Source organism: Edaphocola aurantiacus, from assembly GCF_019797745.1.
In the GTDB taxonomy this organism is placed as follows: domain Bacteria; phylum Bacteroidota; class Bacteroidia; order Chitinophagales; family Chitinophagaceae; genus Edaphocola; species Edaphocola aurantiacus.
In genome coordinates this window covers 240,103-263,293 of the sequence record NZ_VOSI01000003.1, presented here as the reverse complement: position 1 = coordinate 263,293, position 23,191 = coordinate 240,103, and the positions used below count along the sequence as shown (strand labels likewise).

The window sequence follows — 23,191 nt, the reverse complement described above, 5'->3', positions numbered from 1 at the left end:
AACACATGATGTATCAGGATACCATAGTAGCCCTGGCTACTGCCCCAGCCGCCGGGGCCATCGGCGTCATCCGTCTTTCCGGAGACCAGGCTGTGCCTGTGGCCAATGCCTTATTTAAAGGCAAGGACCTCAGCAAACAGGCTACGCATACCCTGCATTTCGGTACGATTATACGTCCGGATGGTGAGATCGTGGATGAAGTCGTGATCGGCCTGTTCCTGGGTGGTAAGAGCTATACCGGGGAAGATACGGTAGAGATCAGCGGACATGGATCTTTATTCGTCCTCAACCAGATCATCGAATTATGCGTAGCGAAAGGCGCTCGTCTGGCCGCACCGGGAGAGTTTACCCAAAGGGCTTTCCTGAATGGCAAACTGGACCTGGCGCAGGCAGAAGCTGTTGCCGACCTGATTGCAGCAGAAAATAAGGCCTCTCATCAGGTTGCCCTCAGCCAGATGCGCGGGGGTATCAGTACCGAATTACAGGGCCTGAGAGATAAACTCATACAATTTACCGCATTGATCGAACTCGAACTGGACTTCTCTGATGAAGACGTGGAGTTTGCAGATCGCACAGCATTCAAGCAATTGATTGCTGATATACAGCGCCATACCGGACAGCTCATCGATTCATTTGCCTATGGTAATGCGATCAAAAATGGTGTACCGGTAGCCATCATCGGTAAGCCCAATGCCGGTAAATCCAGCCTGCTGAACGCTTTGCTGAAAGAAGAAAGAGCGATTGTAAGCAATATTGCCGGAACTACCCGTGATACCATCGAAGAGGTAATGAATATTGAAGGCATTCCTTTCCGTTTTATCGACACCGCTGGCCTGCGTGAAACAGAAGACGTGGTAGAGGCGATCGGTGTGAGTAAGGCTAAAGAGAAAATTGCACAGGCACAGATTATCCTGCATTTGTATGAAGATAATGATACCGGATTATTACAGGAACTGGCCGATAGCCTGCAGGGCAAGATCGTGTTCAGCCTGCGCAATAAGGTAGATACTCCGGTTACCGAAGAGACGAATGCCATGCAAGAGGAAGGTAATATGTATCTCATGGATATTTCCGCCAAAACCGGCTACCATCTTGAGTTGCTGAAGCAACAATTATTAGAATCGGTACGCGGCGGATTTGCGGACTCTTCGGTGATCATTACCAATACCCGTCACAAAGAGGCCCTAATGCGGGCGCAGGAAGCCTTAGAAGCGGTGACCCATGGCCTGGAGATAGGGCTGAGCGGTGATCTGCTGGCTTTTCATCTGAAAGATGCGTTACTGCACTTAGGCTCTATTACGGGTAAAATTGATATTGACCGTGACATCCTGGGTACGATCTTTGGAAAGTTTTGTATTGGAAAGTAGTGAAAAAACTGGCTTGGGAGCATTAACAGATCAGGGATTTTGCTCCGTTCTAACTCAGCATAGGCCTCTGTTGTCAAATTATTATAGGGTGCAGGCCTTCATGATACTGGCTGACTCTTTGATCAGCTGCTGCATGGCCTGGTTAGCAGGTCCCATGCCCATCCGATACGAAAGCACAATAGGCCTTTTAAGCCGCCTACCCAATTCTGCTTTTAGGCTTGTGCAGGTGTGCCGAGGCTATGTAAATGTCATAGGAGGGTAAATGTCATAGGAGGGCAAAAGCTGAATGTGTTTGAGGGATTGTACTGTTGAACTTTCGCTCCAATATTCTTTTAAAAGCAATGATGTATTTAAATAGCCGCTAAGACTACTGCTATTTAAAATAAAACTGACTATCCACATTTAGTCAACTATTTTACTTGTCCTTTTGTCCGGCAACAAAAGGACCAAAAGTGCCTTTGTTTTCATCAAGGCGATTGCAATGCACCGTCATTTTGTATCGTTGCGTGCATTGATCGTCTGAGCTTAACGTGTGATTCGTTCGGTGCTCAACGATCGCAGCTCCACTCCAAAATGGCTATCGCTGTGATGAAAACAATAAGCGATCCGTACAGAACAGATCGCTCGAAAGGCCTTATAAATCCGGCGTCAAGAAAATCATTGGCTCGGTCGCTAAAGTCGGAAACCACTGTCTGAACGCAGTGAGTCTGGTTTGCGACCGATCGACACATTGATTTTTAGCCAGGGATTTATACAGCCTTGATTTTTTGGCACTACCTTTTGCATCAAGGCAAAAGGTAGCCATAGAAATTAACGCGAGGAAAAAGGCAAATCTTTGTTTCCTGTAAGCGGATAATCAATTAACTGAGTCTCCGCTTTTAGGAAACAAAGAAAAAGAGGTACACCTTGTGCCTCTTTTTTCTATTTAGGAGCTAATAAAAGTAAAGTATTTTATTGTCAGTCAATCAGTACGACATAAATTGGCGTATGACCTACCTACTTTTGTATCCATAAGAAAAGGATATGAAAATATTAGAATTTATTAGACGATTTAAAGATGAGTTTGCATGTAGAGATCACTTTAGAGACGAAAGATTAAAACAAGGAATTACATGTGGAAGGTGCAGAGTAAAAACCAAACATTATTGGTTAGCCTCAGTAGAAAAATTCCAGTGCTCAAGATGTCGTTCCCGTACGAATCTTAAGTCTGGTACAATGTTACAAAACACACATATGCCTTTTCATACATGGTATACCGTTATTCATTTGATGACTACATCTAAAAAGCCATTTTCTACTTTGGAAATGCAACGTCAAATAGGATGTAATCGTTATGAAACTGTATGGAATATGATGATGAAGATTAGAAACTCTATGGGTAAACGTGATGGAAAATATATGTTAGAGGGTGAAATTGAAATGGATGAGGGATTCTTTGAGGCTGTTACTTTAAGTGATTCTGTTCAAACTGAAATGATAAATAACAATGACTATACAGTTGAAAAGACGTTAAAGCGGGGCCGAGGTAGTCAAAGACAAGCAAAGGTATTAGTTCAGGTTGAAAGCCGTTCTACTATGCAGGAGAAGCCCCATGATAAGAATAGAGTTATGGGTTTTGCTAAGATGACAGTTATAAATGATGCGAGTAGTAATAGTATTAATTATGAGGTTGTAAAGGGAGTAGCGAAAGGAACTATTATTAATACTGATAAATGGGCTGGATATAATTCTTTGGGTGAATTAGGAATGATCCATAATGCACAAGAGGTAAAAGGTAAGGATGCGATGAAGAAACTGCCTTGGGTACATACTGTTATTGCTAATGCCAAGAGACAATTTTTGGGTACTCATCATTCAATTAGGCTTAAGTATCTACAGGGTTATTTGAATGAGTTTGTATATAAGTTGAATCGTAGGAATTTTACTTTCAGGGATAATTTTGATGGTTTGATTACTGCTGCGGTCGCTACTACTTGGTATTAACTGATTAAAGCAAAAGCAGTTAAATGAACTACTTTCGCTTTAATCAGGTTTTATACTTCTTTTATCTTCACGACTTCTTTACTCGTTATAATCAATAGTAACTTCATTACCACTAATCGTAAATGAATTTAATTGTGATATTATATCCATTCCAATTATAATATCGCATCCATTTCTCTCACTACCCATTGTTGTTAATCCCTCCATTGAGAATTGCCCGTTCTGAGTAATACCTATTACACAAGTACTATGTCGATTAGCTTGAACTTCATCACCGTGTGCATTAACTTGAATAACAGGTGGCAAATCAGCTGAAATCTCAAGTTCTAAACTATTAATTGCCCTTTGGCTTATTGTTGATTCAACAGCGCCCGTATCCCATAATGCAGATATTTCAAAAGAATTTTCTTCCTTATTTGGGTTAGTAATGTATACTTGACTAATTATTTTTCTATCTTCATTAATTGTATTAGTTTGTATTGGCATATTTTTTTAACAAAAATAAGAAATAATTATTAATACTTAAAATCAAGTCCTAATAAATCAATTATCATATTAGAATGCACTATATGAGTACAAATTTTATTAAAAATTAGTGGCTCTCTTCTAAACTTTTCAGGGAGTTTATCTCCAACTGGTATTTTCTCGATGACTTTTTCATCTTTTTTTGGCAAATTACTTTTACTCATAACTATACAATTTTTTATTTATATATTAATTTGATTGCATAGCTAAGAATGTGTATCATTTTCTTGATAAGAATCTAAATATATTATTGAAATTTATCCCCAAACCTGCAATGTTTGGTTCTAAAATTATTGTGTCATTTAGAATCTTGCCAACTCCTGCCTTAAGTTCTTTCTTCACTTTGAAATCTTTAATCTCTTTACGCTCTTTAATATCCTTAAAGATCTTTTCAATAATCTTTATAACATCCTGTGGTTCTTTACAAGTTTTCCTTAATTCAATAAATACAAGTTTATCTTCAGGAATATTCTCGTTCTCATCCGGTACATTATGTCTATCTAAAAAATATCTTGGATGAATTGTTGTAATCATTAGGGCTGGCAATAAATCTTCGGGATTTATTCCATTGACAGCTTTCCAAGACATCAACTCCGAATAAAAATGGCTTTCAGGAATACCCTGAATAGCAACTGAATCATTTTCGGCGGCAAATTCTGCTATCTTATCGAAGCTATTGCGTAATGTTTTACTTATTGGCTCATCCCAGTTGTAATAATCAAGAATATATAAGTAATAACTTCGCTCTACATTCTCTGGAATTGATGCTATAGTACTAACTTTTAAACCCATATTAATTTTCTATTAGTTTCGCTAATTCAGATGAAATTTCTTCAATGCCATATAGGGCGGTATTTAAAGCTACTTTATCAGCTAATGTAGGACTAAAGGAAAATACTTCATCTCTTGTCACATTATGCCATATTGGAAGTATTACCTTAATGCCGTACATTTCTTTTGCTACCATACCATTCAATTCATATTCAGTCCAATTTTTCTTAAAGAAGTCACGAGAAAGAACAACAATACCATACTTAGACAATTTTAAGCCTTCATCAATCTTCTTTCTTAAGCTGTCTCCTATTTTGAGTTCAAATTCATCGTACCATATACTTAATCCTTTTGCCTTCAATATATCAGCTAGTGGCCTAACAAAGCTATCTTTATCCTCTGAAGCATGGGATATAAAGAAGTCATATTGTTTAGATGTCATTACTTGGTCACTTGTTGTAGAATTAGCATTATGGATTTGATGGACAAGAGTATTAAGTGCTTCCTTTTGAATGGAAATATCAGACTGTAGCTTCCTTTGGAGATTTTCTTGCTCCCGTTGAAATCGTTGTTGATCTTGTTGAAAATTCATTTGTTCTCTTCTAAACTGCTCTTGCTCCTTTCTTAATTTATCACTTTCCTTTATTTCTTCTTTCTGTAAATCTTGCTTTGCTCTTGCTAATTGACTTGTTTTATCAGCTATTTGCTTATGAATGCTAGCTTTGTTAGTCTGAACCTTAATTATGTCATTCTGGTAACCTTGTATCTGCCTATTCTTACTTTGCAAACTAGATATGGACGTAGATTTATTAATTGAGCGATTTATACTTTCAATTTGTTTTTGTTTATCCACTTCCTTTTTTGTTTCTCCTGCAATTTTGTGTTGTAGATCGGAAATTTCCTTCTCAAGTCTGCTTACTCTGTCATAATAACTACTCAAATTCATATTTGCAAATATTTATATAAATACAATCAAATTTAACAATTAGAAGCGACTTGGCACAACATTGGGATAAATTATTTAAGCATATTATTTGGTCAGTAAAATTTATACCCTTATACTTTTCGCAAACAAATCAATAAGACATGAAACAAGTATTATCATATCTGTATCAAAACAAAAGAATGGTTACATTTAGTGAGATAAATGCTCAACTTGGCATCAGTGAATCAGAATTAAAGGATATTTTTCATCTTGCAAAAATCCAATTAGGAATGTTTGTGAGATTTCATTTTGCTGGAGAAAGTGCTGTCTTTATGGGTGGCAATCGAAGTAAAATAGCTGAATTTATAGGTTTATAATAAGAGGCAGGACTAAAATCCTGCCTCTTATTATAAACGCAATAGTTGCCTCTCCAGACTTGTAATCTTCTCTTTTGATGCGAGAATACGTTTTTCAAAATCCTGGTCTTTCTGTGCTTTGCTATTTCTCATTTCCTGAATAGCAGCTTTCTCTTTTTTAATTTGCTCTTTAATTTGGTTTTTCATTGGCAGCTGTACTTTACTTTTATATATTTCTATCCCAATGAAAAAAGCATCATTTTAAGCACATTTAACAAAATATTACAATATATAAATAGGTGAAACAATTCTTTCTAAAAGGCTATTCTCACTAAATTTTAATTGCGGTTAAACTCTCTTATATCATTAGTTAAGTTCTCCATGTCATTTAATGTTTGCTGTACTTGTCTATCTAAATTATCAAGATCAATTACATTAGTGACATTAGTTAAGGAAGTATCCGAAAAGAATCTCAAACGAGATACATTCATTGCCCCATATCTGTTAGGTGCTCTGAATTTATGATCTATTCTATAGCCCAATATGAGACCAGTTTTCATATGCTCATTGTTATACTTTATTTGTTTTTCCATATTCTCATGTATATCAAATAAAGAGTCACTATATTTTTCTAGTCGTTTTGATTCTTGTTCAGTTACGTCTCCAGCATATTGATATTTATGATAAGCATCAGACCATACCGATCTTAAACTATCTGCTTTTCCTTGTGCGATCTTAGATGCATCAGTGTCTTTATAGTCCTGATATATAGTGTCAACTTTTGACCATCCTATACTTTCATATCTGGCAAAGTCATTTAAGTTACTTCTTAAATACTCAGTGCTTATTTCATTCATTCTCTCATCTATTGTCTTCGGTGGTTTGGGTATTTCTTCATTCGTTGTTACTTGATCGTTAGGGGCGTTTTTGCAGCCTATTCCAAATGACATGAGGGATAAGGCCAATATGTATTTATGTTTCATTTTTGGTATATTAAAATTGATTAAATGATAGGTTAAGAGCAGGTATAAATACCTGCTCAATTTTTATAAACCAGTAATTAAGGATTTAATAAACCTTGATAGTTTATTCCAGATACATTTACCGCCGTCTTTACATGTACGGGTATATGCAGATGTTGAAATGTGACCACACTTGGTACATTGATACTTTGACATGATTTTGAATTTTTAATAGTTCGGAAATAATTAAAAGAATGATTGTTAGGATCAATCATTAAGGTGGGAATTTAAACGGTATGAGAACCATTTGTGATTGTGGTGATTTCACAGATTATACGTTGTATTAACTGTGTCAGGAGTTCCAATGACTGGATGAAAAAAAGAAAGGGGCAGGAACTCCATTTCTTCGATCTAATCTGAAAGGATCACCACAACCCTATACAACAAGATGAACAAAACGAAAATTCCACACCCCAGAAGGTGTGGTAATATTTCATCATTCCCGTTGTATTCGATATTGTGTGGTGATTTATCAGAATGGAATTAGAAATTACCTATCTCTATATGTTTGTACTATTTTACTTCTTCTATATTCAAATTTTTAGAACACAAAGTTATGAAAATATTTGCGTTCCAATTTTTTGAATTGTATTTTTACACAAAAAAGAGAAATATGGATGAAATAATAAGTGATGATTTAGCATTGCCTTCAACTTATATTGCAAAAGGTTCAGATATATATACCGCTACAAATACTTGCATGCTTACGATTTATAATATGACCTTAAGGCAAGGAAATGGGCAACAAGAAAAAAGAATAATTATCAGATATAGAAACGCAAATAATCGTCTTTGTGAACAAGTTTGGACCACAAGAAGATCGAATAATCGTACTACATTTAACCCTTTCAGAGGTAATAATGTAGTGTATACCCTTTCTGCTGGTGATACACTAAAAATATGTAGACATGTCAACCCAACTTTCGAAATTAATGGAAATGAAGACGTATATTTAGAGTATAAAGTAGAGATCATTAATTAAGCTGAATATTCTATGTCACAGTATTCACCATTTACTATTTTATAGCTTGTTATAAACTGAGGAAAATGAATAAGGCTTTCAAAAGCTTTTGTAATCTCTTCTTTACCATATCGGCCTGAGGCAATCTCAAATATGTCATCTACTGATACAAAAGTTTCACTCTTCTTGTTCTCATTACATATCTCATAAATGTAGTGTATTGACTCTAGTAATACTTCAATTTGTCTTTCCATAGCAAAATATTTTCTTTTATATAGTAAACATTTATTCCTTTCGTTATACTAATAGTTAGTACCTAATAATTCCCATTTAACCCCGGATTAACCATAATCCTAAATGTTAAATGGGAATTATTTTTAGCTTTGTTATACCAAATAGTGAGGTGGGTTTCTTTACAGGTTTATATGAAGAGTGTACAATTGCAATAACCAATTAAGAACCTAAACAGAAGTAAATGAAATAGAAAAGGAGCAGCTTATAACTGCTCCTTTTTAAATAAATTCCTATTCAATATTAGTTGATAAAACCAGTATGTAATAAAACAAAATATCGATTATTTTTTTGTCTTCAACAATAAATAATCCAAGCCATAGAATACAATACTTAGAATCAGAACTATAGCGATCCCAGCTAAAAGGTAGTTTATTGTAAATATATTCTTATGTTGAATAAATTTCTGATAGCCAAGAAATGCGAAGTATAGAAATAGTGAGTATCCTACCCACTTTGACATTGATATTTTATTCTTTTTCATAATCGTTTGTTTTTAACCAAAGAAGTCAGAAATCCAACCAAATTTATCTTTTAATGGCCCGATAAGGATTGCAGTAGCGAACGAATTACAAACTGCACCACCAGCAGCACCCAGTATTAACCCAACCGGGCCACCACCTGCACCAGTCCAACCACCTTTCACTGCTCCAACAACATCTGCATATCCAACAGCTTTTTGTGATGGAGACATTTTTTGTGCATTATTAATATCGAGAGTTCCATATGTACTAAGATTTTGCTCCCAATATAAAGTAGAGTGCTTACCAACTGTTACAGCAGCACCAATGATAAATTTCTCATCACCCATCAGATTATAACTTCTTTGTTGTAAAGCTGAAATCGCGTCAACAAATTGATCTTGACCGATTTCATCTTCTCCATATTTCTCCATTACTGATTTGAAATCAGACATAATTTCTGCTGCTTCGGGACTCAGTTGAGATTGATCATAATCATTCGCCAACTGGAAAGATGATAAGTTGTTTACATCATAACCATTAACCTGCATGAAATGCTGCATTGGTAATAACAACATTTGATCAAATTCGGCCTTTGTCGTTGGTGTCATGTTTAAGTTAACCAAGTGCTGTACTTGTTCTTTCATGTAGTCCATGCAGGCATTATGAACAATACCAAGATTTTCCATTGCAGCAATATATTCACTATTGGTCATATTAACAGACACATTACCATTCATTGTTGAAGCAGCCGGTTTAGATTGCGTAGTCTCAACTTTTGGCTTAGAGCATGATGTAAAGAAACTTGAAAATCCAATTAAGGATACACCTAATACTAAAAATACTTTTTTCATTTTTTAAATAGATAATTAATAATTAAAGAAATCTATAGTGCGCACTATAGATTTAATTGCTATTAATCGATTAAAGCGTCTGCAAGTAACAATTATATTTTGAATAAAAAGTCACAACTTAGAGATATTTTAAATCGTAACTTATAAAACATATATTGAGGAAAAAATGAAATTTTAAAAACGCCTAGACAGTGGCTTCATTACTATTAATTAGTGACACAAAATGCTTTCTCTTATTGAAAACAGTACAAAAGTATGGGCCAATTTAAAGATCAGGCACTAAAAACAGTACAAAAGTTAGTATTTGCCCCTTCTCTATCCAAATCAATAGCTAGACCTTTACTGTATGATAACAGTAATAATAGTAGAAGATCAGCCAGAGCATCAACATCACTTTAAAACCATTATAAATAGCAGCCAATAATTTAACTGTATTGGTATTTATGGGAATGGAACAGATGCAATGGAAGGTATTCTAAATTACAAACCTGATCTAGTTATAATGGACATTGGATTGCCCGACATATCTGGGGTGGAATGTATCAGAACCTTAAAACCATTAGTCGAAGATGTAAAATTTATGGTCTGTACTGTATTTGAAGATGATGACAATATATTCGAAGCACTAAAGGCTGGAGCTAGTTCTTATATGGTAAAGCGAAGTAAATCCTATCAAATAACGGATGCTTTACTAGAAATGCATAATGGAGATATGCCAATTAGTAGCTGTATTGCTACTAAATTACTGAACTATTTACCTCAAGAAGATGAAGAAAAACCAGAAGAAAAGGATTATACAATTACCAAACAGGAAGCTAATATATTGGGATTACTAGCAAAAGGTTATACAAATCAAGATATTGCAGATACAATAGTTATTAAGATAACAACTCTAAAATGGCATATTTACAATATATTCTTTAAAATGAAGGTCAAGAATAGAATAGAAGCTATCAATAAATACTTCGGGTAAGTATATCCTTTTGTTCTGTTTTGTCTATTTAACTAATGACATTTAGCATGATATAAATAGCTATAAATGATAAAAAGGGATGTCATTCAAACGAGTTAAATGGTATCCCTTTCTTACATTGGGGGGTAATGCAATACAAATATATTAAATATATTTAAGATGAGAAAATAAAAAGGCACTCTGAAAATTCAGCGTGCCTTAGTCCAAAAAATGAACTATTTACAACATTATTTTTTGACGATTTTTACATATGTCATTTTTCCATTATCTTCTATAATGACAATGTAATTCGCCGCTGGAAGATCACCAAGATTTACTTGCTCTAAGTTAGAACTAATTTTTGATTCCAAAACAACACTACCATTAATATTTATAATTCTTACACGGCTATTTAGCGTAGCATTTTGGATGTAAATTGAATTATTGGTTACTGTTGGTAATACCATAACATCCTTATCACAATTAACCATTGCATTAAGTACATTACTGAATGTATAGCTGTTATCATTATCGACCAGTTTAAGGCGATAGAACAATTTACCTTCTGCTGTTACATCCCGGAACATATATTTACTATTTGAGCCAGTAGGAAGAACTGTTGCGATAGATTGATATACCTTACCATCATTACTTCTTTCTACGATAAAATGACGGAATTGTATTTCCCTGCTTGAAGACCAGGCTAAAACTACATTACAATCTTCGACTACTAATCCAAAGTAAGTCAATTCAATGGGTAATGGTTGAGTATAGGTAACAGTATAAGTTGCCGGGGTTGGATCAGGCAGGTTAGCAGCATCATATGTTACATATGTAAATGATGTACTTAGTGTACCACCCGGAGTGGATAATGATGGTGCAATAGATAATAATGAAGGATCATAGCTTGTAATGATGCTTCCTGCAACCAGCACTGAACCGTTATATTTCAAGTTAAAGCCATTTGTTGGCAATGTAACTATTTTCAGTTTTTTGCTGTTCCAGTTTACCTGAACGCCCGCATTATCTTCCATATCTGAACCTTGCATAGCAACATCACTTAATGACACATAAATATTGTAAACAGGTGCGCCAGTAACGTTTTTACTCCGGTTATAACTTTCCGGTAAGCGATCATATCCGAAAGCGATCTGCGTAATATCAGTAGTCGTATTAACAGGAGAGACGATAATCATCGCATTTACTGCAATAATATTACTTCCTGAATTGTTATTAACCCCTGAATTACTTCCAGTAAGAACCCAGTTTGCAGGTAATGTACCGGAGAATATAGAACCATTTAACATACTCGTACTACTAATGGAAACTTTATAGGTTGAATATGCTGGAGCGAATAGGTTGAATGAACCATCAGCAGCCACAGTTGTACTTCCCAAAATATGATTGTCATCAGGATCAATGAGATATGCATATATTGGTGAACCGGAGAATGTTCCGATTGTGGCCCCATCAACAATAGCGTTTTCAAGACCATTGGCATCATTGTATACCCGTCCTGATATTTTATAGGATGATTTACGCAGGAAGAAATTGTCAAAATACGCATCATTACCGGCAACATCAGAAGAGGTCACCAAGAAATATACTCCATAAGCACCACTGTTATTGGCAATAAAGTCTGTGAATGCCTTATTCCATCCTATGTTCACACTATCAGTAGCATTACTGGTGGTTGGTACTACCGAAATAGAACCTAAAGCCGCAGTATCACCAGTAGATATCCTTTTTACAAAATATTTTACTACCGTAGGTTTGGCGACTGCTGCACCTTGCTGCCATTTATTGGCTGATTTACCGTAGAATCCCATAGAATAGGTATTTCCTGCATCAAGTGTAACTGTATCCGCGAATATGCGTGCATTTAAACTAGCATCAGTCAAAGAACTACCATTAATAGCTAGGAATCGGTCATTCCATGCACCACTTGTAGCACCTGTTGATATTCTCCATCCGAATGTAGCGTTATTAAGGATTCCTTTTAACTCCATATCTGTACCACCAGCTTCAAGAAACACGGTTCCTAAAAAGTCAGTAACTAAGTACTTACCTTCATCCCAAAGAAAACCATTACTACCATAGTTACTTCCACCTTGATAGCCATAGTTACTTCCTGTTGTATACCCGGTTACATTAGAATATAATTCCGGGTGTGTGGAAGTCAAAGAAAAATACTTCGCATTTGGATGGTTCAGTACAAAATTGTTTCCGGTTGAATCGGATGAACCAAATGTACCATTAAAGGCATTGGTTACAAGATTGGGATTTTCTAATACCGGGCCATCAGTGGTTACTTTTGGGTCTAAGAATCCGAAGTTGATTTCTCCTGATTGGCTATACTGATTAGCGTTGATGTTAGAAAATAAGAAGCTGCCATCAGCCGTCAATGAAGGAAAGTTTAGTCCTGACTGGGGCATTGGTTCAGTTCTTGGTTGCAAACTACCTGTAGGAGCAGCAGCTACAGCAAAGATTTCTAAGCCGTTCAGTACAGAAGCATCAAACAGATACGTGCCGTCTTCTCCTGATGTCGTCATGGCTACTGGTGCTACTGTAGATAGCTTTTTAATCCATACTTTAACACCGGGAATTGCTGGTTCATCGCCACTTTTTATATTGTTCAGATTATAATCTTTGAATACTTTACCACTAATATAGAAGTTGTCAAATAGTTCCATTTCACTCACACGCATACTAACTACGGATAAATTTACTATCCTGTAATAACGATATGCAGTGTTGTTGTTGATCGCAAAAAACTTACGGGATGCTGTTGTTTTTTCCCATGTGTTTCCCGCACGTGTATCAAGTGTTACATAACCAGTAGTTGCGCTGTTAGAACCTTCAATACGCCAATTGGTTGGGAGATTGGTGTTGTTGTCCTGGTTGGTCAGGCTATAGCCATTAATCACCTTCGCAGTACCCAAATCAATTCGAAATGTAGCACTAGCAGAGATGCTGCCATAGTTGTCAGAAGCATTGTCTAAAATGTTGGAAGCACCGCTTCCAGAACTTAAAGAAACAGGTGTTGACGCTGTGGTCACATCTGTTAAAGGGGTTTGGGCTGTCAGTGCATGACTTGACAGCAGGGCACTAAGTGCCACAACCCAGCGGAGGGTAGGATCTCTCTTCATATACAGTCAATTTAAAAACTGATCAATATGATTGAAATTCCCTTCGTTGGGCTTTAAAGTGAGGTCAAATTCTAATAATAGAGTTCGGATACTTTGAATTTCGGATTATCATAAAATACCTTAGCTCAAGGTGATTTTATGGAATCGTGATATAGCGACAAGATGGAATTACAACCATAATGTTACACTAAGATGAATGATATATGAGAGGAGGTGCATATAGTTAGACGTGATAGCGTAATTAACAATACCTGATATAGTCTTACCCAGCTCAAAGAATAAGGCTAAGTAGGTATTGGATACTTTTGTGAGTTATGCCATAGAACTTTTGTTTTTCTAGTACAAAATTAAACGTTTTTAAATGATAAAAAATAATATTTATTCTAAGGTAATTTAAGTATATTAAAGAAATTGTACATACAATTTGTCGCAGTTTTATGACCTATATTTTACTATAAAGATCTTATAAATATGAACATTGTAAATGATACATAATACTTTAATGTCTATTTACATACGGTTTCTGGATATACCTGTGATTTGTAATTAATGAAGCTACTCCTTTTTTGTATGTCTAAACCAAAACACTGTAAAGGTGCTTTTTTCTATTTAATATATAGATCATGAAATACATTAAGACATTCAATGAGCATTATTGGGACGAAATACCACTTGTAGGTACTACTTATAGGGTTGCTATGCCGGAAACTAGACATAAAGAAGTGAGAGAAGAGGAAAAGGAAGAAAATGAAAATTCATTAAAGCATATTGCTGTAATGAAGAACATAGGTCAGATCATGCAGAAACAAGATCAAAAGCAAATAAGGAAACATATGTTTGATTAAGCATGAAATTCGTTAAACTAGAATAGCAGACAATTGACTGCTATTTCTATATTCTCAATATCCCATTGATTTTCTATGTTCTTCCTCTTGCTTCAATTCTTTTTCCATTTCCTTTTCAGCCTCTTCTCTTTCTCGCTCAAATTCGGCCATAGCCTTTTTATCCCTAGCCTTTTTATTATAATCCACTGGCGGACATATATGGTTATAATCATTAAATGTCTCTAAATACTTCATATACTATATAGTAGATTTAATATCACTGTATATTATTGAATAAATTGATCAGCTAAAGGTTCATGATTATCAAATAGCCAATTAAAAATTGGACTTGGGCCTTTAATTTTTTCAATAAATGCACTAATAGTCTCAAGCACAGTGTCTTTGCCTGAAAATTTGCTTTCATATACCACAACAATACTATTCAACTGCCTATCTAAGTATAATTCGTAAAAATCAAATAATTTTTGCTCTGCCAACTTCTTTGTTTTATCGTTGTTTAAAGTATTAACGTAATCATATAAGTTTTCATAAGTTCTAATAATAGATAGAACATAATATGTTGATTTAAAGTTTTGTAACCTTAATCCATCATCTTGTGATATACTTGTTTCAAAATCCTTCAACTGTTTAATAAAGCAACTAAATGCTACGATTCCATATTCATTCTGTTTACTTTGGTCGGCGTACTGAAATAAAAAAGTGTTATAGGTGCTCTTCAAATCCTCAAATAGAACAAAAAATGTTTCAATTTCATTCTTCTCTGATGAGAGTAGGTTTGCTTCTCTTTGTCTATTCAAAGTTATATAGAGCAATATAGTTGATGCTATGCCAATAACGGGGGCAGTCAAATTATCAATTATACTCGCAATTTTTGTGTCATCATTTGCCAATGCCATACTACTGCAAAATGCCTTAAGACGAAAGACAACTACTGAGAGCCAGCATAAGAAGACAATCCCACCCCCAATTAGCCAATTTTTAAAACTATCATTAATTTTCATTTAATAAACTGTCGTTTTTGTATTTTTGAACAAAGTCTCTTAACCTATACGAATTTTCATCTTGATAATGTTCAAACTGTTGAATCTTATCACTTAACTGCTCTAATGGATATTGTAAATGGCTTTTGTAAAATGAGTTCAACTTTCTATACATTACTTTCTTTACTTTAATGCTAGAAATATCTATCCTTTCTTTAACTAACTCAAATGAATCAATAATAAGCATTATTTTATCTGCTTCATGTCTATTAGAAAATTTGGGCAAAGGAAAAGAAACTAATCTAAATTCGAGATTATCAATAAAGGTCCAATATTCAACCATGCCCGGATGTCCATAGTCAATTCTCGTTGCTTCTCTTTCCGTTCCCTTATTTATTAATGTTAATCGGTAGAACTTATTTAGATCAGCGTCTAATTGAGCCATTAAAGAAAAGATGAAATCTATTTCATTCTTTTCTGATTGCTCCCGGTTGCCCTGCATTTGATAGTATAGAGTACTTATCAATAGAACAATAGTTAATATGCCAATTATCGGAGCTGTTATTCCACCAATAGCACTTCCTAAACTTCCGGCTTCGGTAAATGTGCCTGCTTTCACATTATAGGAATATTGAATCAGGAAAAGGGAAACTACGATACTAGTTAATATACCAAGCGTACCTGTTATAAAAAGTCTTTTCTTACTACGATCCATTAATGTTTTTCTCAAAATTACATTAATACTACATATTTCCTATATGTGTGCATATTAAGTGGAAAAAGTGAATCTTAGTTTTGTTTAATAACCCAAGATTTTCTAAATTTAAAATATTCTCTTTTTTTACGGTTCAATAACTAAAACAATGAAATATGACTTACAAAGAACATTTGAAACAGTTAAGTGATAAATTTGACAAAGCGCTAGTAGAATTTGAAAAGCTTGATAGGGAGATTAGTAAAGCAAAGGGATTTATTGATAAAAATATCCAATCGAAATATTTTGAGGCTGATAAACTCCGTCGAACTTGTCATCAAGAGTATTTGAAGGCTATAGCATATATTAGAGATAATAAAATCGACCCTAATGATACTATGAAGTCCTCATAATATAAGAAAACTCATTGCTTACAAAAATAGCAGTCAAATGACTGCCATTTTTATATTCTCAATATCCCATTATTCTTTTACGTTCTTCCTCTTGCTCCAATTCTTTTTCCATTTCCTTTTCTGCCTCTTCCCTTTCTCTTTCTAATTCTGCCATAGCCTTTTTATCCCTAGCCTTTTTAATATGATCCACTGGAGGACAGATATGGCTAAAATCATTAAATGTCTCTAAATACTTCATAAACTATATAGTAAAAGAGAGGGCCTAAATGCCCTCTCTTATTTTTTATAACCTAATTTACTATATAATATACAGGGAATGTACTCTTTTTTCCTTTGTTTCCTAAAAGCGGAGACTCAGTATCAATTAAATAAAAAATACAATTTTGGCTACATTAAAACAAAAAAGAGACTATTGAACAAGTCAGCTGTGGCAATGGATACAGGCACAAATTTAACTGCGGTATTTCTTCTGAAATACTTTGGATATTTCCAACTTATACTCGCTGAGGCTTGCCTTTCCTTTAAGCATCCGAACCAGCCTGTTGATACGAGTGATCTTGGTTTCCAGCAGATCAGGGTGCACCAGGGGGAGTATTACATTCTTAGACTGCTTAGCCCCGGGAAAACGGTTAAGTAAGCGTTCGGTTTCTGTTGTATTCCGGGTATTTACGGCCACGAACATATTCTGTTTATACCAAAATTTCACTTCAGGAATATTCCAGATCAATGGACGGATCACATCATAGCAATCATAGCCTTTAGCATTAAACAGCTTAACCCAAAAGTCGGGCCATTGCTCGTTCAGGTGGTTTTGCCCGCCCTGGCCTGGGATAGCGGCAGAGAATACCACAACATCTGACATGCCGGTAAGATCGCCAACAATTTTTTCAGCGTATTTTTCATAAAGATGTTCTGCAAACTCAAAACTGATCGAGAGATCAAAACGTTCTTTCACCTGGAGATCTTCCATTAAGTTTTTAAGTAACAAGTCATCTCCTTTCAGCTTCTGCAACTTATTATTGCTCCACTCTCCGTCGATGCCTAAGACTTTTTTTACGCCGCACTCCTTGAATTTATACAGGAAATTACCAATACCGCAACCCAGGTCCGATACCGATTCGGGAGCAAAAAGTTCATACAAAATGGGAGCGATTACTTCGGGGTCCACGTCATTATGCTCGTCACTAAGGTGCAAATACACGTCTTTAAACATAAAAAATTGAGTATTTATATATTTCAAAAGTAGAATAAAAGGTAAATATAGCTATTCATTGTTTAATTCTTTGTGCTAAAAATAAGCTATAGCAAGTACAGGCTCCTTTGCGCCTATCTGTTCTGTTCTCTCCGACTCAAACCGTTTGTCTTCGCTACGCGCCACATCATATCACCCGCAGCGGAAACATTTCTTTGTCCCTATAGGACTACACGTCATCAGGAGATTGCTTGCGACACTCCGCTTGCTCGAAATGAGGTAGTACGGAACACTATTTTCTGAGCCTTCGGACATTACAGTACCACCACCCTTTCTCCATCAGCCGCCCACCGCCTGACATTTTTATGTTATTTTTTCAGTCATTTACGTAATAAAAATTATGAAATGTTTTTGTAGTAGTTTTACTACCAGAGCAATTAAATAATATATATTTATATACATTATTTAATTGATTATTAATTTGTTATGAAAAATTAAATGTGAAATAATTTGCATTTTACACTTTGAAGTGAGTATATTTGGACCGCAAAAAACAAATCCACTTTCAATCCCCCTGTATGAAGAGAATTTTTACGGCATCGCTCCTCCTCCTGCTATGCCCGCAACTGCATGCGCAGACCTTACCGGTAACCAATGGCCTGCAACTCTGGCTGGACGCCTCTGATGTAAATGCTACAGGTACCAACCTGTCCAACGGCAGTACGGTGACGACCTGGAAAGACAAGTCTTCCGTGGCCCGCCAGGCGATACAAATCGGAAACCAGAATGCCGCAGTCCTGAAAACGAACCAGATCAATGGCAAACCGGTACTGCATTTTACCCGTACGACCAATACCAAAGGTTCGGTTTTTAATGTGGCCAACCTGGACATCCGTGCAGGCAGTATGCCCGCAGTTACCATCTTTACCGTGTACAAACAAGGTACCAATGTTGAATCGCAGCAAGGTATCTGGGGTTGTGACAATGGTGGCTGGGATCGCTTCTTCATGACTATCTTCGCGAACAACAGTAGTGACGGTGTAGTCGCTATCGGTCCCGTTGCCCCTTACAATGTTTCTATTTCAGGAGCCGGTGTAACTGGTGTAACTAAATTGCTGACTGCAGTATATGACCGTGGTGTATCGAACGGTTCTACGATCTATTACAACGGCACTCCTGTACAATCAGTTACCGACAATACAGCCCTGACCGATGCCCAAAACTCTTTCTATATTGGCTGGGACGGCGATGACAATACCTTTGACGGTGATATCGCCGAGCTGCTGGTATTCAATCGCAAACTGACTTTATGTGAAATTCAGCAGGTGAATAAATACCTGGGTACGAAATATGGTTATACTTATTCTACCGTAAGCATTACCCCAGGAGGCAGCACTGCGCTGTTCCCGGGCAATAGTGTTAGCCTTAATGCCAGTACCGGTACATCATACCAGTGGCTGAAAGACGGCAGCCCTATTAACAATGCCACTGCACAAAGTTATACGGCTACCGTTGCCGGCAGCTACCAGGTTATCGTAACTAATGGTTGCGCAGATACTTCTGCGGCACAGGCTGTTACAGCAGCAGCTATGCCTGCTCCGGGCCATGCCCTGAACTTCGCAGGTGGTGCTAGCGGAAATGATTATGTTGATCTGGGAAATATCCCTGCTACCAGTGTAAAAACTATGGAATGCTGGGTGAAGTTCAACGACTTTACCGGCAGCCAGGAGATCATGAACCGCTCTATTACCGGTTATGGCATTGAGCTGTTGTTATACAACAACAACCTTGCTTTCTTCTGTATGGATGGTACGAATAACTCCAGCGTAACCTATGCCAATACCGGCGAACTGACCATTGGTCAATGGTACCATATTGCAGCAACCTGGAATGGTACAGATAAAAATACCATGAAACTGTACATCAATGGTAAAAGCGTGGGTACAAAAAATATCGTGGGCAGTGCAATAAGTGGGGTGAGTAATACCGCTGCGTCCTTCAAACTAGGCCGCTGGTCAGAATCTGCTACCCCACGTTCTTTCAATGGTGCGATGGATGAAGTACGCATCTGGAACACAGAACGTACCGCTACAGAGATTCAGAATAACATGTACACTCCGATGAGCCTGCCGCAAACCGGGCTACTGGCCTACTATATGTTCGACAACGGTGCGGCTACCGCAAATGGAAACAATGCTGCATATACCACAGTATATGACTATACCGGCAATGGCAATACCGGCACCATTACTAACTTTGCCCTGAATGGTACTACCTCTAACTGGACAGAAAGCTATGCGATGGTTCGTCCGATTCCAACCGGAACCAGTAGTTATAGCACTTCTGGCTTTACCGCTAACTGGTCAGCTCCGACAACCGGTACAGTACAATACTACAGACTGGATGTCGCTACAGACAGCATGTTCAATAACAAACTGACTAACTATAACAGCCTGAACGTAGGTAATGTAAACAGCTACAGTATAATCGGGCTGAATAATAACCAGACGTATTATTATCGTATTACGGCTGTTAAAACCGGTACGGACGGGGTTTCTGCACCTTCAGAAGTACGCGCGGTAACTACCGGCACTCCATTAGACTTTACGCTGACCACTTTCGAAGCGAAAGCACAGCAGCAGTCTGTATTGCTGAACTGGCAGACGGCAAAAGAAAAAGAAACACTAGCCTTCGAGATCGAGCGCAGCAGCAATGGCACTGACTTCAGCGCAATTGGTCGCGTGAAAGCTGCAGGTAATGCCGCAGCTGCAACAGATTACCAGTTTACCGATGCACATCCGGCAAAAGGCCTGAACCTGTATCGCCTGAAGATGATCAATGCAGATGCGACCTGGTCTTACTCTCCGATCCGAAATGTACGTTTCCAGTCAGCAGCGACGGCACACCAACTGTACCCGGCTCCGGCAAGCACTACCGTACACCTGCAATTAGCTAACGCACCGGCAGCGCCGGTACAGGCTTACCTGTACGATATGCATGGTCGTGTGGTGAAGCAACTGAGCATCAGCCAACAGGATACCCTCATCGATATCCGGAATATCGCTACCGGCCAATACCTGCTGGTACTGAGCGATGGCAGCAGCCTGAAAGTGGAGAAAATCTAAATATAGTAACCTAACAAAGTAAAGCCGGGACGAGTTCCCGGCTTCTTTATTTTATGTCGATTACAGCTTCACTTGTAGTTGAGGATTATATTTCCTTAGCTCCGAAAGAAATTCAGGTACATCCTCTACATAAGTATCAATATGCTGTACACCCAATAGTGGAGTTTGTTTATCCAACAGATCCTTAGCCAGCAAAGCCGCTACCAGCGCCGTCACTGCTCCTTCTCCATAACCGCTTATGGATGCTTCTTTCAGTACCCCATGTGAATGATACGATTGGGCCTTTACGGCAAATACATCCGTGCCCATTTTAACCTTCCGGAATAGTTTGATCATGATCCGCTGTACCCAAGCCAGGCGCATTAAGCGGGTAAACCCTAGCTTGCGCATGCCGGCAATCAGCGCCGTTATACCTTTATGATCGAAGGCCATTCGGGTAGATATACTATCCAGGTTTTGTGTACGCGCCAGTATATGCTGATCAGAGAAATTGAATAAATAAAACTTCCGTTTGCCTAACAGATCTGTTGTTAGGGGCTGTGTAAAACTCTTGACCTGTTGACCTTTTCCTTGATCCTGAATAGTATATTCCTGGTGCAGGTTATCGAAGGTCCATTGAAAAGCCTGCTCCCCATGATCCTCTCCCAACCCCAGCAGGACAAACAATTGCAGCATCTTCTGGTCTGGTATAGATTGCGTCACCCATTTCCCAAGCAGGTTCGTCAGTCCCGGAGCCAGACCTACACTCAGCAAGAGCGTAACCTTCTGAGCTAAAGCCTTATCCTGTAAGGATTCCAGCCGGTGCAGTACTGCCGGCGTTGCGGATATATCTATATAATGCACTCCTTTATCTATACACAACTCCGCCAGTGCACCTGAAGGCTGGTCTATGCACATGATCAGCAGTGCAGCATCTGCTAAAAATGAAACATTCTGTATATGGTCGATATCCAATTGCAGGATGTCCACTGTATGCTCCAGCTTTTCCTGTAAGTTCTTTGCTTTTTGCAGGCTCCTGCCCGCCACTACTACTCTTCCCGGATACCAGGCGCTCAGCCATTTGGCAACACTGCTGCCCACTGCTCCATATCCACCTACAATCACTATTTTATCTTTTGCCATATCTGTAAAATTTCCAGCAAAGTTGCGTCGGATGGGCCTTTCCACTGTTACAGGATTATGGGGGATGTTTGTAAGATTTGGGGAATGGATATTTCACTTTAAGCTATATAGTAGAAACTACCCTATTAATAAGGGTATAATTCCTTAACTCAGCAACAGGAATATTGTAAGGGAAAGTATAAATTCGCAACATAATTTTAGAATGCTATAAGCATAAAATTGGGAACTGCCCTTGTTCTAATAAACATAAACTTGTATCAATAAAATATGGTAACTACTTACGAAAGTATACCAAAAATGGGGTTGAATGTTCAACCCCATTTTTTTGCCTTGATATAAAATTACTTAATTTTTATCGAAGAATAAATTAATTAACTTAATTATGGTTTTGTATTTTACTTTATTTAGTTTTCTTCCACATCGTCATCTTTATGAAAAGGGTTAATATCACTGTTCGGTAAATCATCGATATTGTTGATATCATCTTCATCCTTTTGTTGATAGTATGTATCTCTATGCATTTTGATAAAGTCAGAGTCCTTGCTTTGATGGTTATTGATCGCCTTTCCTTTGACAAACTGGACGTGTTCAAGGTATGTCATTACGTACTTTCTCATAACAATATATAATAAATTTTAACGAGAAAAACTCAAATAAATATCAAACACATGTGCATATCTTTTTATAGCTTTAAAGTGTAATATGTGTTAATTTTAAAGAAAATATGATATTATGTTAGAGAGAATAGAGAATATGATAAATCAATTAAAAGAAATTCAGAATCATGGAATACCAGTCACATTTAAAACTGACGATGATGGTTTTCTTGATAGAGAGTGTCCAGATGAGACATGTTCAAATCAATTCAAAGTTTTGTTAGCGGACTGGACTAAATTGTCAGATGACGCAAGTGTATATTGTCCATTATGTCGTCATGAAGCAGGAGTGGAAAGTTGGTCTACGAAAGATCAATTAGCTCATGGGAGAAGTGAAGCGATAAAGTATGTTAAAAGTAAGATTGGAATATCATCAGAGAAAGACTATAATATTGCTGCGGCACCTGCGATAACTTTGGTGTATAAAAAAGAAGAGTGTGAGGTGTGTAAATCACATTACTCAGTTATTGGTAATGCTCCTTATTGTCCTTGTTGTGGCAATAAATCTGATAATACATAATCATTACAAATGCCTGAACAGATATTT

The 23,191-nt window shown here is 37.0% G+C and carries 25 protein-coding genes; 9 read left to right on the top strand and 16 right to left on the bottom strand.

Going from position 1 to position 23,191, the window contains the following annotated elements:
• Window positions 1-5: 5 nt before the first annotated feature.
• Together mnmE and FTD44_RS09860 are read left to right on the top strand one after the other, a co-directional pair.
• Complete coding sequence (gene mnmE / locus FTD44_RS09865; protein WP_317196834.1) at window positions 6-1,367, top strand: tRNA uridine-5-carboxymethylaminomethyl(34) synthesis GTPase MnmE; 1,362 nt, start codon at window positions 6-8, stop codon at window positions 1,365-1,367.
• Between the two features lie 1,023 nt (window positions 1,368-2,390).
• Complete coding sequence (locus tag FTD44_RS09860; protein WP_222166295.1) at window positions 2,391-3,350, top strand: IS1595 family transposase; 960 nt, start codon at window positions 2,391-2,393, stop codon at window positions 3,348-3,350.
• Window positions 3,351-3,428: 78 nt separating this feature from the next.
• Here FTD44_RS09860 and FTD44_RS09855 read toward each other — a convergent pair whose 3' ends face one another.
• Genes FTD44_RS09855 through FTD44_RS09840 form a run of 4 tightly spaced genes read right to left on the bottom strand, consistent with a single transcriptional unit; the run spans window position 3,429 to window position 5,592 of the window.
• Window positions 3,429-3,836 (bottom strand): pepsin/retropepsin-like aspartic protease family protein, encoded by a 408-nt coding sequence (locus FTD44_RS09855; protein ID WP_222166294.1) that lies wholly within the window; start codon window positions 3,834-3,836, stop codon window positions 3,429-3,431.
• Between the two features lie 29 nt (window positions 3,837-3,865).
• Window positions 3,866-4,039 (bottom strand): hypothetical protein, encoded by a 174-nt coding sequence (locus FTD44_RS09850; protein WP_222166293.1) that lies wholly within the window; start codon window positions 4,037-4,039, stop codon window positions 3,866-3,868.
• A 55-nt stretch (window positions 4,040-4,094) separates the two neighbouring features.
• Window positions 4,095-4,667: a hypothetical protein gene (locus tag FTD44_RS09845; protein ID WP_222166292.1), complete on the bottom strand. Its 573-nt coding sequence runs from the start codon at window positions 4,665-4,667 to the stop codon at window positions 4,095-4,097.
• Between the two features lies 1 nt (window position 4,668).
• The gene (locus tag FTD44_RS09840) at window positions 4,669-5,592 is read right to left on the bottom strand and encodes a toll/interleukin-1 receptor domain-containing protein (protein WP_222166291.1); all 924 of its coding nucleotides are present in this window, start codon (window positions 5,590-5,592) and stop codon (window positions 4,669-4,671) included.
• A gap of 140 nt (window positions 5,593-5,732) precedes the next feature.
• On the opposite strand from FTD44_RS09840, the gene FTD44_RS09835 reads away from it, so the two are divergent.
• Window positions 5,733-5,948: a hypothetical protein gene (locus FTD44_RS09835; protein WP_222166290.1), complete on the top strand. Its 216-nt coding sequence runs from the start codon at window positions 5,733-5,735 to the stop codon at window positions 5,946-5,948.
• Window positions 5,949-5,978: 30 nt separating this feature from the next.
• On the opposite strand, the gene FTD44_RS09830 is transcribed toward FTD44_RS09835, so the two are convergent.
• Window positions 5,979-6,134 carry a hypothetical protein gene (locus FTD44_RS09830; protein ID WP_222166289.1) on the bottom strand — a complete coding sequence of 52 codons (156 nt, stop codon included), beginning with the start codon at window positions 6,132-6,134 and terminating at the stop codon, window positions 5,979-5,981.
• Window positions 6,135-6,265: 131 nt separating this feature from the next.
• Window positions 6,266-6,910, bottom strand: coding sequence for a hypothetical protein (locus FTD44_RS09825; protein ID WP_222166288.1), 645 nt, complete (start codon window positions 6,908-6,910; stop codon window positions 6,266-6,268).
• A 652-nt stretch (window positions 6,911-7,562) separates the two neighbouring features.
• Between FTD44_RS09825 and FTD44_RS09820 the strand changes: the two genes are divergently transcribed.
• Complete coding sequence (locus FTD44_RS09820; RefSeq protein ID WP_222166287.1) at window positions 7,563-7,931, top strand: hypothetical protein; 369 nt, start codon at window positions 7,563-7,565, stop codon at window positions 7,929-7,931.
• Here FTD44_RS09820 and FTD44_RS09815 read toward each other — a convergent pair.
• Window positions 7,928-8,164 carry a hypothetical protein gene (locus FTD44_RS09815; RefSeq protein WP_222166286.1) on the bottom strand — a complete coding sequence of 79 codons (237 nt, stop codon included), beginning with the start codon at window positions 8,162-8,164 and terminating at the stop codon, window positions 7,928-7,930. The genes FTD44_RS09820 and FTD44_RS09815 overlap by 4 nt on opposite strands.
• Window positions 8,165-8,697: 533 nt before the next feature.
• Window positions 8,698-9,516, bottom strand: a complete 819-nt coding sequence (locus FTD44_RS09810) for a hypothetical protein (protein ID WP_222166285.1) — start codon at window positions 9,514-9,516, stop codon at window positions 8,698-8,700.
• A gap of 433 nt (window positions 9,517-9,949) precedes the next feature.
• Between FTD44_RS09810 and FTD44_RS16205 the strand changes: the two genes are divergently transcribed.
• Window positions 9,950-10,489: a response regulator transcription factor gene (locus tag FTD44_RS16205; protein ID WP_317196836.1), complete on the top strand. Its 540-nt coding sequence runs from the start codon at window positions 9,950-9,952 to the stop codon at window positions 10,487-10,489.
• 227 nt (window positions 10,490-10,716) lie between these two features.
• Here the strand turns inward: FTD44_RS16205 and FTD44_RS09800 are convergent, their stop codons facing one another.
• Window positions 10,717-13,617, bottom strand: a complete 2,901-nt coding sequence (locus tag FTD44_RS09800) for a T9SS type A sorting domain-containing protein (RefSeq protein ID WP_222166283.1) — start codon at window positions 13,615-13,617, stop codon at window positions 10,717-10,719.
• Window positions 13,618-14,240: 623 nt separating this feature from the next.
• On the opposite strand from FTD44_RS09800, the gene FTD44_RS09795 reads away from it, so the two are divergent.
• Window positions 14,241-14,462, top strand: a complete 222-nt coding sequence (locus FTD44_RS09795; RefSeq protein ID WP_222166282.1) for a hypothetical protein — start codon at window positions 14,241-14,243, stop codon at window positions 14,460-14,462.
• 54 nt (window positions 14,463-14,516) lie between these two features.
• Here the strand turns inward: FTD44_RS09795 and FTD44_RS09790 are convergent, their stop codons facing one another.
• The 3 genes from FTD44_RS09790 to FTD44_RS09780 are packed head-to-tail and all read right to left on the bottom strand — an operon-like array spanning window position 14,517 to window position 16,172.
• The gene (locus tag FTD44_RS09790; RefSeq protein WP_222166281.1) at window positions 14,517-14,696 is read right to left on the bottom strand and encodes a hypothetical protein; all 180 of its coding nucleotides are present in this window, start codon (window positions 14,694-14,696) and stop codon (window positions 14,517-14,519) included.
• Window positions 14,697-14,728: 32 nt separating this feature from the next.
• Window positions 14,729-15,463, bottom strand: coding sequence for a hypothetical protein (locus FTD44_RS09785; RefSeq protein ID WP_222166280.1), 735 nt, complete (start codon window positions 15,461-15,463; stop codon window positions 14,729-14,731).
• The gene (locus FTD44_RS09780) at window positions 15,453-16,172 is read right to left on the bottom strand and encodes a YpbF family protein (RefSeq protein WP_222166279.1); all 720 of its coding nucleotides are present in this window, start codon (window positions 16,170-16,172) and stop codon (window positions 15,453-15,455) included. The genes FTD44_RS09785 and FTD44_RS09780 overlap by 11 nt, the downstream gene beginning before the upstream one ends.
• 140 nt (window positions 16,173-16,312) lie before the next feature.
• Between FTD44_RS09780 and FTD44_RS09775 the strand changes: the two genes are divergently transcribed.
• Complete coding sequence (locus FTD44_RS09775; RefSeq protein WP_222166278.1) at window positions 16,313-16,549, top strand: hypothetical protein; 237 nt, start codon at window positions 16,313-16,315, stop codon at window positions 16,547-16,549.
• Window positions 16,550-16,607: 58 nt separating this feature from the next.
• On the opposite strand, the gene FTD44_RS09770 is transcribed toward FTD44_RS09775, so the two are convergent.
• Both FTD44_RS09770 and FTD44_RS09765 read right to left on the bottom strand, forming a co-directional pair.
• Window positions 16,608-16,787 carry a hypothetical protein gene (locus tag FTD44_RS09770; RefSeq protein WP_222166277.1) on the bottom strand — a complete coding sequence of 60 codons (180 nt, stop codon included), beginning with the start codon at window positions 16,785-16,787 and terminating at the stop codon, window positions 16,608-16,610.
• Between the two features lie 213 nt (window positions 16,788-17,000).
• Window positions 17,001-17,762, bottom strand: coding sequence for a methyltransferase domain-containing protein (locus FTD44_RS09765; protein WP_222166276.1), 762 nt, complete (start codon window positions 17,760-17,762; stop codon window positions 17,001-17,003).
• 557 nt (window positions 17,763-18,319) lie between these two features.
• On the opposite strand from FTD44_RS09765, the gene FTD44_RS09760 reads away from it, so the two are divergent.
• A complete protein-coding gene (locus FTD44_RS09760) occupies window positions 18,320-20,866 on the top strand; it encodes a LamG-like jellyroll fold domain-containing protein (protein ID WP_222166275.1) in 2,547 nt (848 codons plus the stop codon).
• A gap of 60 nt (window positions 20,867-20,926) precedes the next feature.
• On the opposite strand, the gene FTD44_RS09755 is transcribed toward FTD44_RS09760, so the two are convergent.
• Window positions 20,927-21,988: a saccharopine dehydrogenase family protein gene (locus tag FTD44_RS09755; protein ID WP_222166274.1), complete on the bottom strand. Its 1,062-nt coding sequence runs from the start codon at window positions 21,986-21,988 to the stop codon at window positions 20,927-20,929.
• Window positions 21,989-22,392: 404 nt separating this feature from the next.
• Entirely contained in the window at window positions 22,393-22,605 is a 213-nt protein-coding gene (locus FTD44_RS09750) for a hypothetical protein (RefSeq protein ID WP_222166273.1), read from the bottom strand.
• A gap of 115 nt (window positions 22,606-22,720) precedes the next feature.
• Between FTD44_RS09750 and FTD44_RS09745 the strand changes: the two genes are divergently transcribed.
• Entirely contained in the window at window positions 22,721-23,164 is a 444-nt protein-coding gene (locus tag FTD44_RS09745) for a hypothetical protein (RefSeq protein ID WP_222166272.1), read from the top strand.
• Window positions 23,165-23,191: the final 27 nt, after the last annotated feature.

Bases quoted from the DNA above. Each gene is read 5' to 3' on its own strand.
- mnmE (WP_317196834.1), top strand. From the start codon at position 6: ATGATGTATCAGGATACCATAGTAGCCCTGGCTACTGCCCCAGCCGCC.
- FTD44_RS09860 (WP_222166295.1), top strand. From the start codon at position 2,391: ATGAAAATATTAGAATTTATTAGACGATTTAAAGATGAGTTTGCATGT.
- FTD44_RS09855 (WP_222166294.1), bottom strand. From the start codon at position 3,836: ATGCCAATACAAACTAATACAATTAATGAAGATAGAAAAATAATTAGT.
- FTD44_RS09850 (WP_222166293.1), bottom strand. From the start codon at position 4,039: ATGAGTAAAAGTAATTTGCCAAAAAAAGATGAAAAAGTCATCGAGAAA.
- FTD44_RS09845 (WP_222166292.1), bottom strand. From the start codon at position 4,667: ATGGGTTTAAAAGTTAGTACTATAGCATCAATTCCAGAGAATGTAGAG.
- FTD44_RS09840 (WP_222166291.1), bottom strand. From the start codon at position 5,592: ATGAATTTGAGTAGTTATTATGACAGAGTAAGCAGACTTGAGAAGGAA.
- FTD44_RS09835 (WP_222166290.1), top strand. From the start codon at position 5,733: ATGAAACAAGTATTATCATATCTGTATCAAAACAAAAGAATGGTTACA.
- FTD44_RS09830 (WP_222166289.1), bottom strand. From the start codon at position 6,134: ATGAAAAACCAAATTAAAGAGCAAATTAAAAAAGAGAAAGCTGCTATT.
- FTD44_RS09825 (WP_222166288.1), bottom strand. From the start codon at position 6,910: ATGAAACATAAATACATATTGGCCTTATCCCTCATGTCATTTGGAATA.
- FTD44_RS09820 (WP_222166287.1), top strand. From the start codon at position 7,563: ATGGATGAAATAATAAGTGATGATTTAGCATTGCCTTCAACTTATATT.
- FTD44_RS09815 (WP_222166286.1), bottom strand. From the start codon at position 8,164: ATGGAAAGACAAATTGAAGTATTACTAGAGTCAATACACTACATTTAT.
- FTD44_RS09810 (WP_222166285.1), bottom strand. From the start codon at position 9,516: ATGAAAAAAGTATTTTTAGTATTAGGTGTATCCTTAATTGGATTTTCA.
- FTD44_RS09800 (WP_222166283.1), bottom strand. From the start codon at position 13,617: ATGAAGAGAGATCCTACCCTCCGCTGGGTTGTGGCACTTAGTGCCCTG.
- FTD44_RS09795 (WP_222166282.1), top strand. From the start codon at position 14,241: ATGAAATACATTAAGACATTCAATGAGCATTATTGGGACGAAATACCA.
- FTD44_RS09790 (WP_222166281.1), bottom strand. From the start codon at position 14,696: ATGAAGTATTTAGAGACATTTAATGATTATAACCATATATGTCCGCCA.
- FTD44_RS09785 (WP_222166280.1), bottom strand. From the start codon at position 15,463: ATGAAAATTAATGATAGTTTTAAAAATTGGCTAATTGGGGGTGGGATT.
- FTD44_RS09775 (WP_222166278.1), top strand. From the start codon at position 16,313: ATGACTTACAAAGAACATTTGAAACAGTTAAGTGATAAATTTGACAAA.
- FTD44_RS09770 (WP_222166277.1), bottom strand. From the start codon at position 16,787: ATGAAGTATTTAGAGACATTTAATGATTTTAGCCATATCTGTCCTCCA.
- FTD44_RS09765 (WP_222166276.1), bottom strand. From the start codon at position 17,762: ATGTTTAAAGACGTGTATTTGCACCTTAGTGACGAGCATAATGACGTG.
- FTD44_RS09760 (WP_222166275.1), top strand. From the start codon at position 18,320: ATGAAGAGAATTTTTACGGCATCGCTCCTCCTCCTGCTATGCCCGCAA.
- FTD44_RS09755 (WP_222166274.1), bottom strand. From the start codon at position 21,988: ATGGCAAAAGATAAAATAGTGATTGTAGGTGGATATGGAGCAGTGGGC.
- FTD44_RS09750 (WP_222166273.1), bottom strand. From the start codon at position 22,605: ATGAGAAAGTACGTAATGACATACCTTGAACACGTCCAGTTTGTCAAA.
- FTD44_RS09745 (WP_222166272.1), top strand. From the start codon at position 22,721: ATGTTAGAGAGAATAGAGAATATGATAAATCAATTAAAAGAAATTCAG.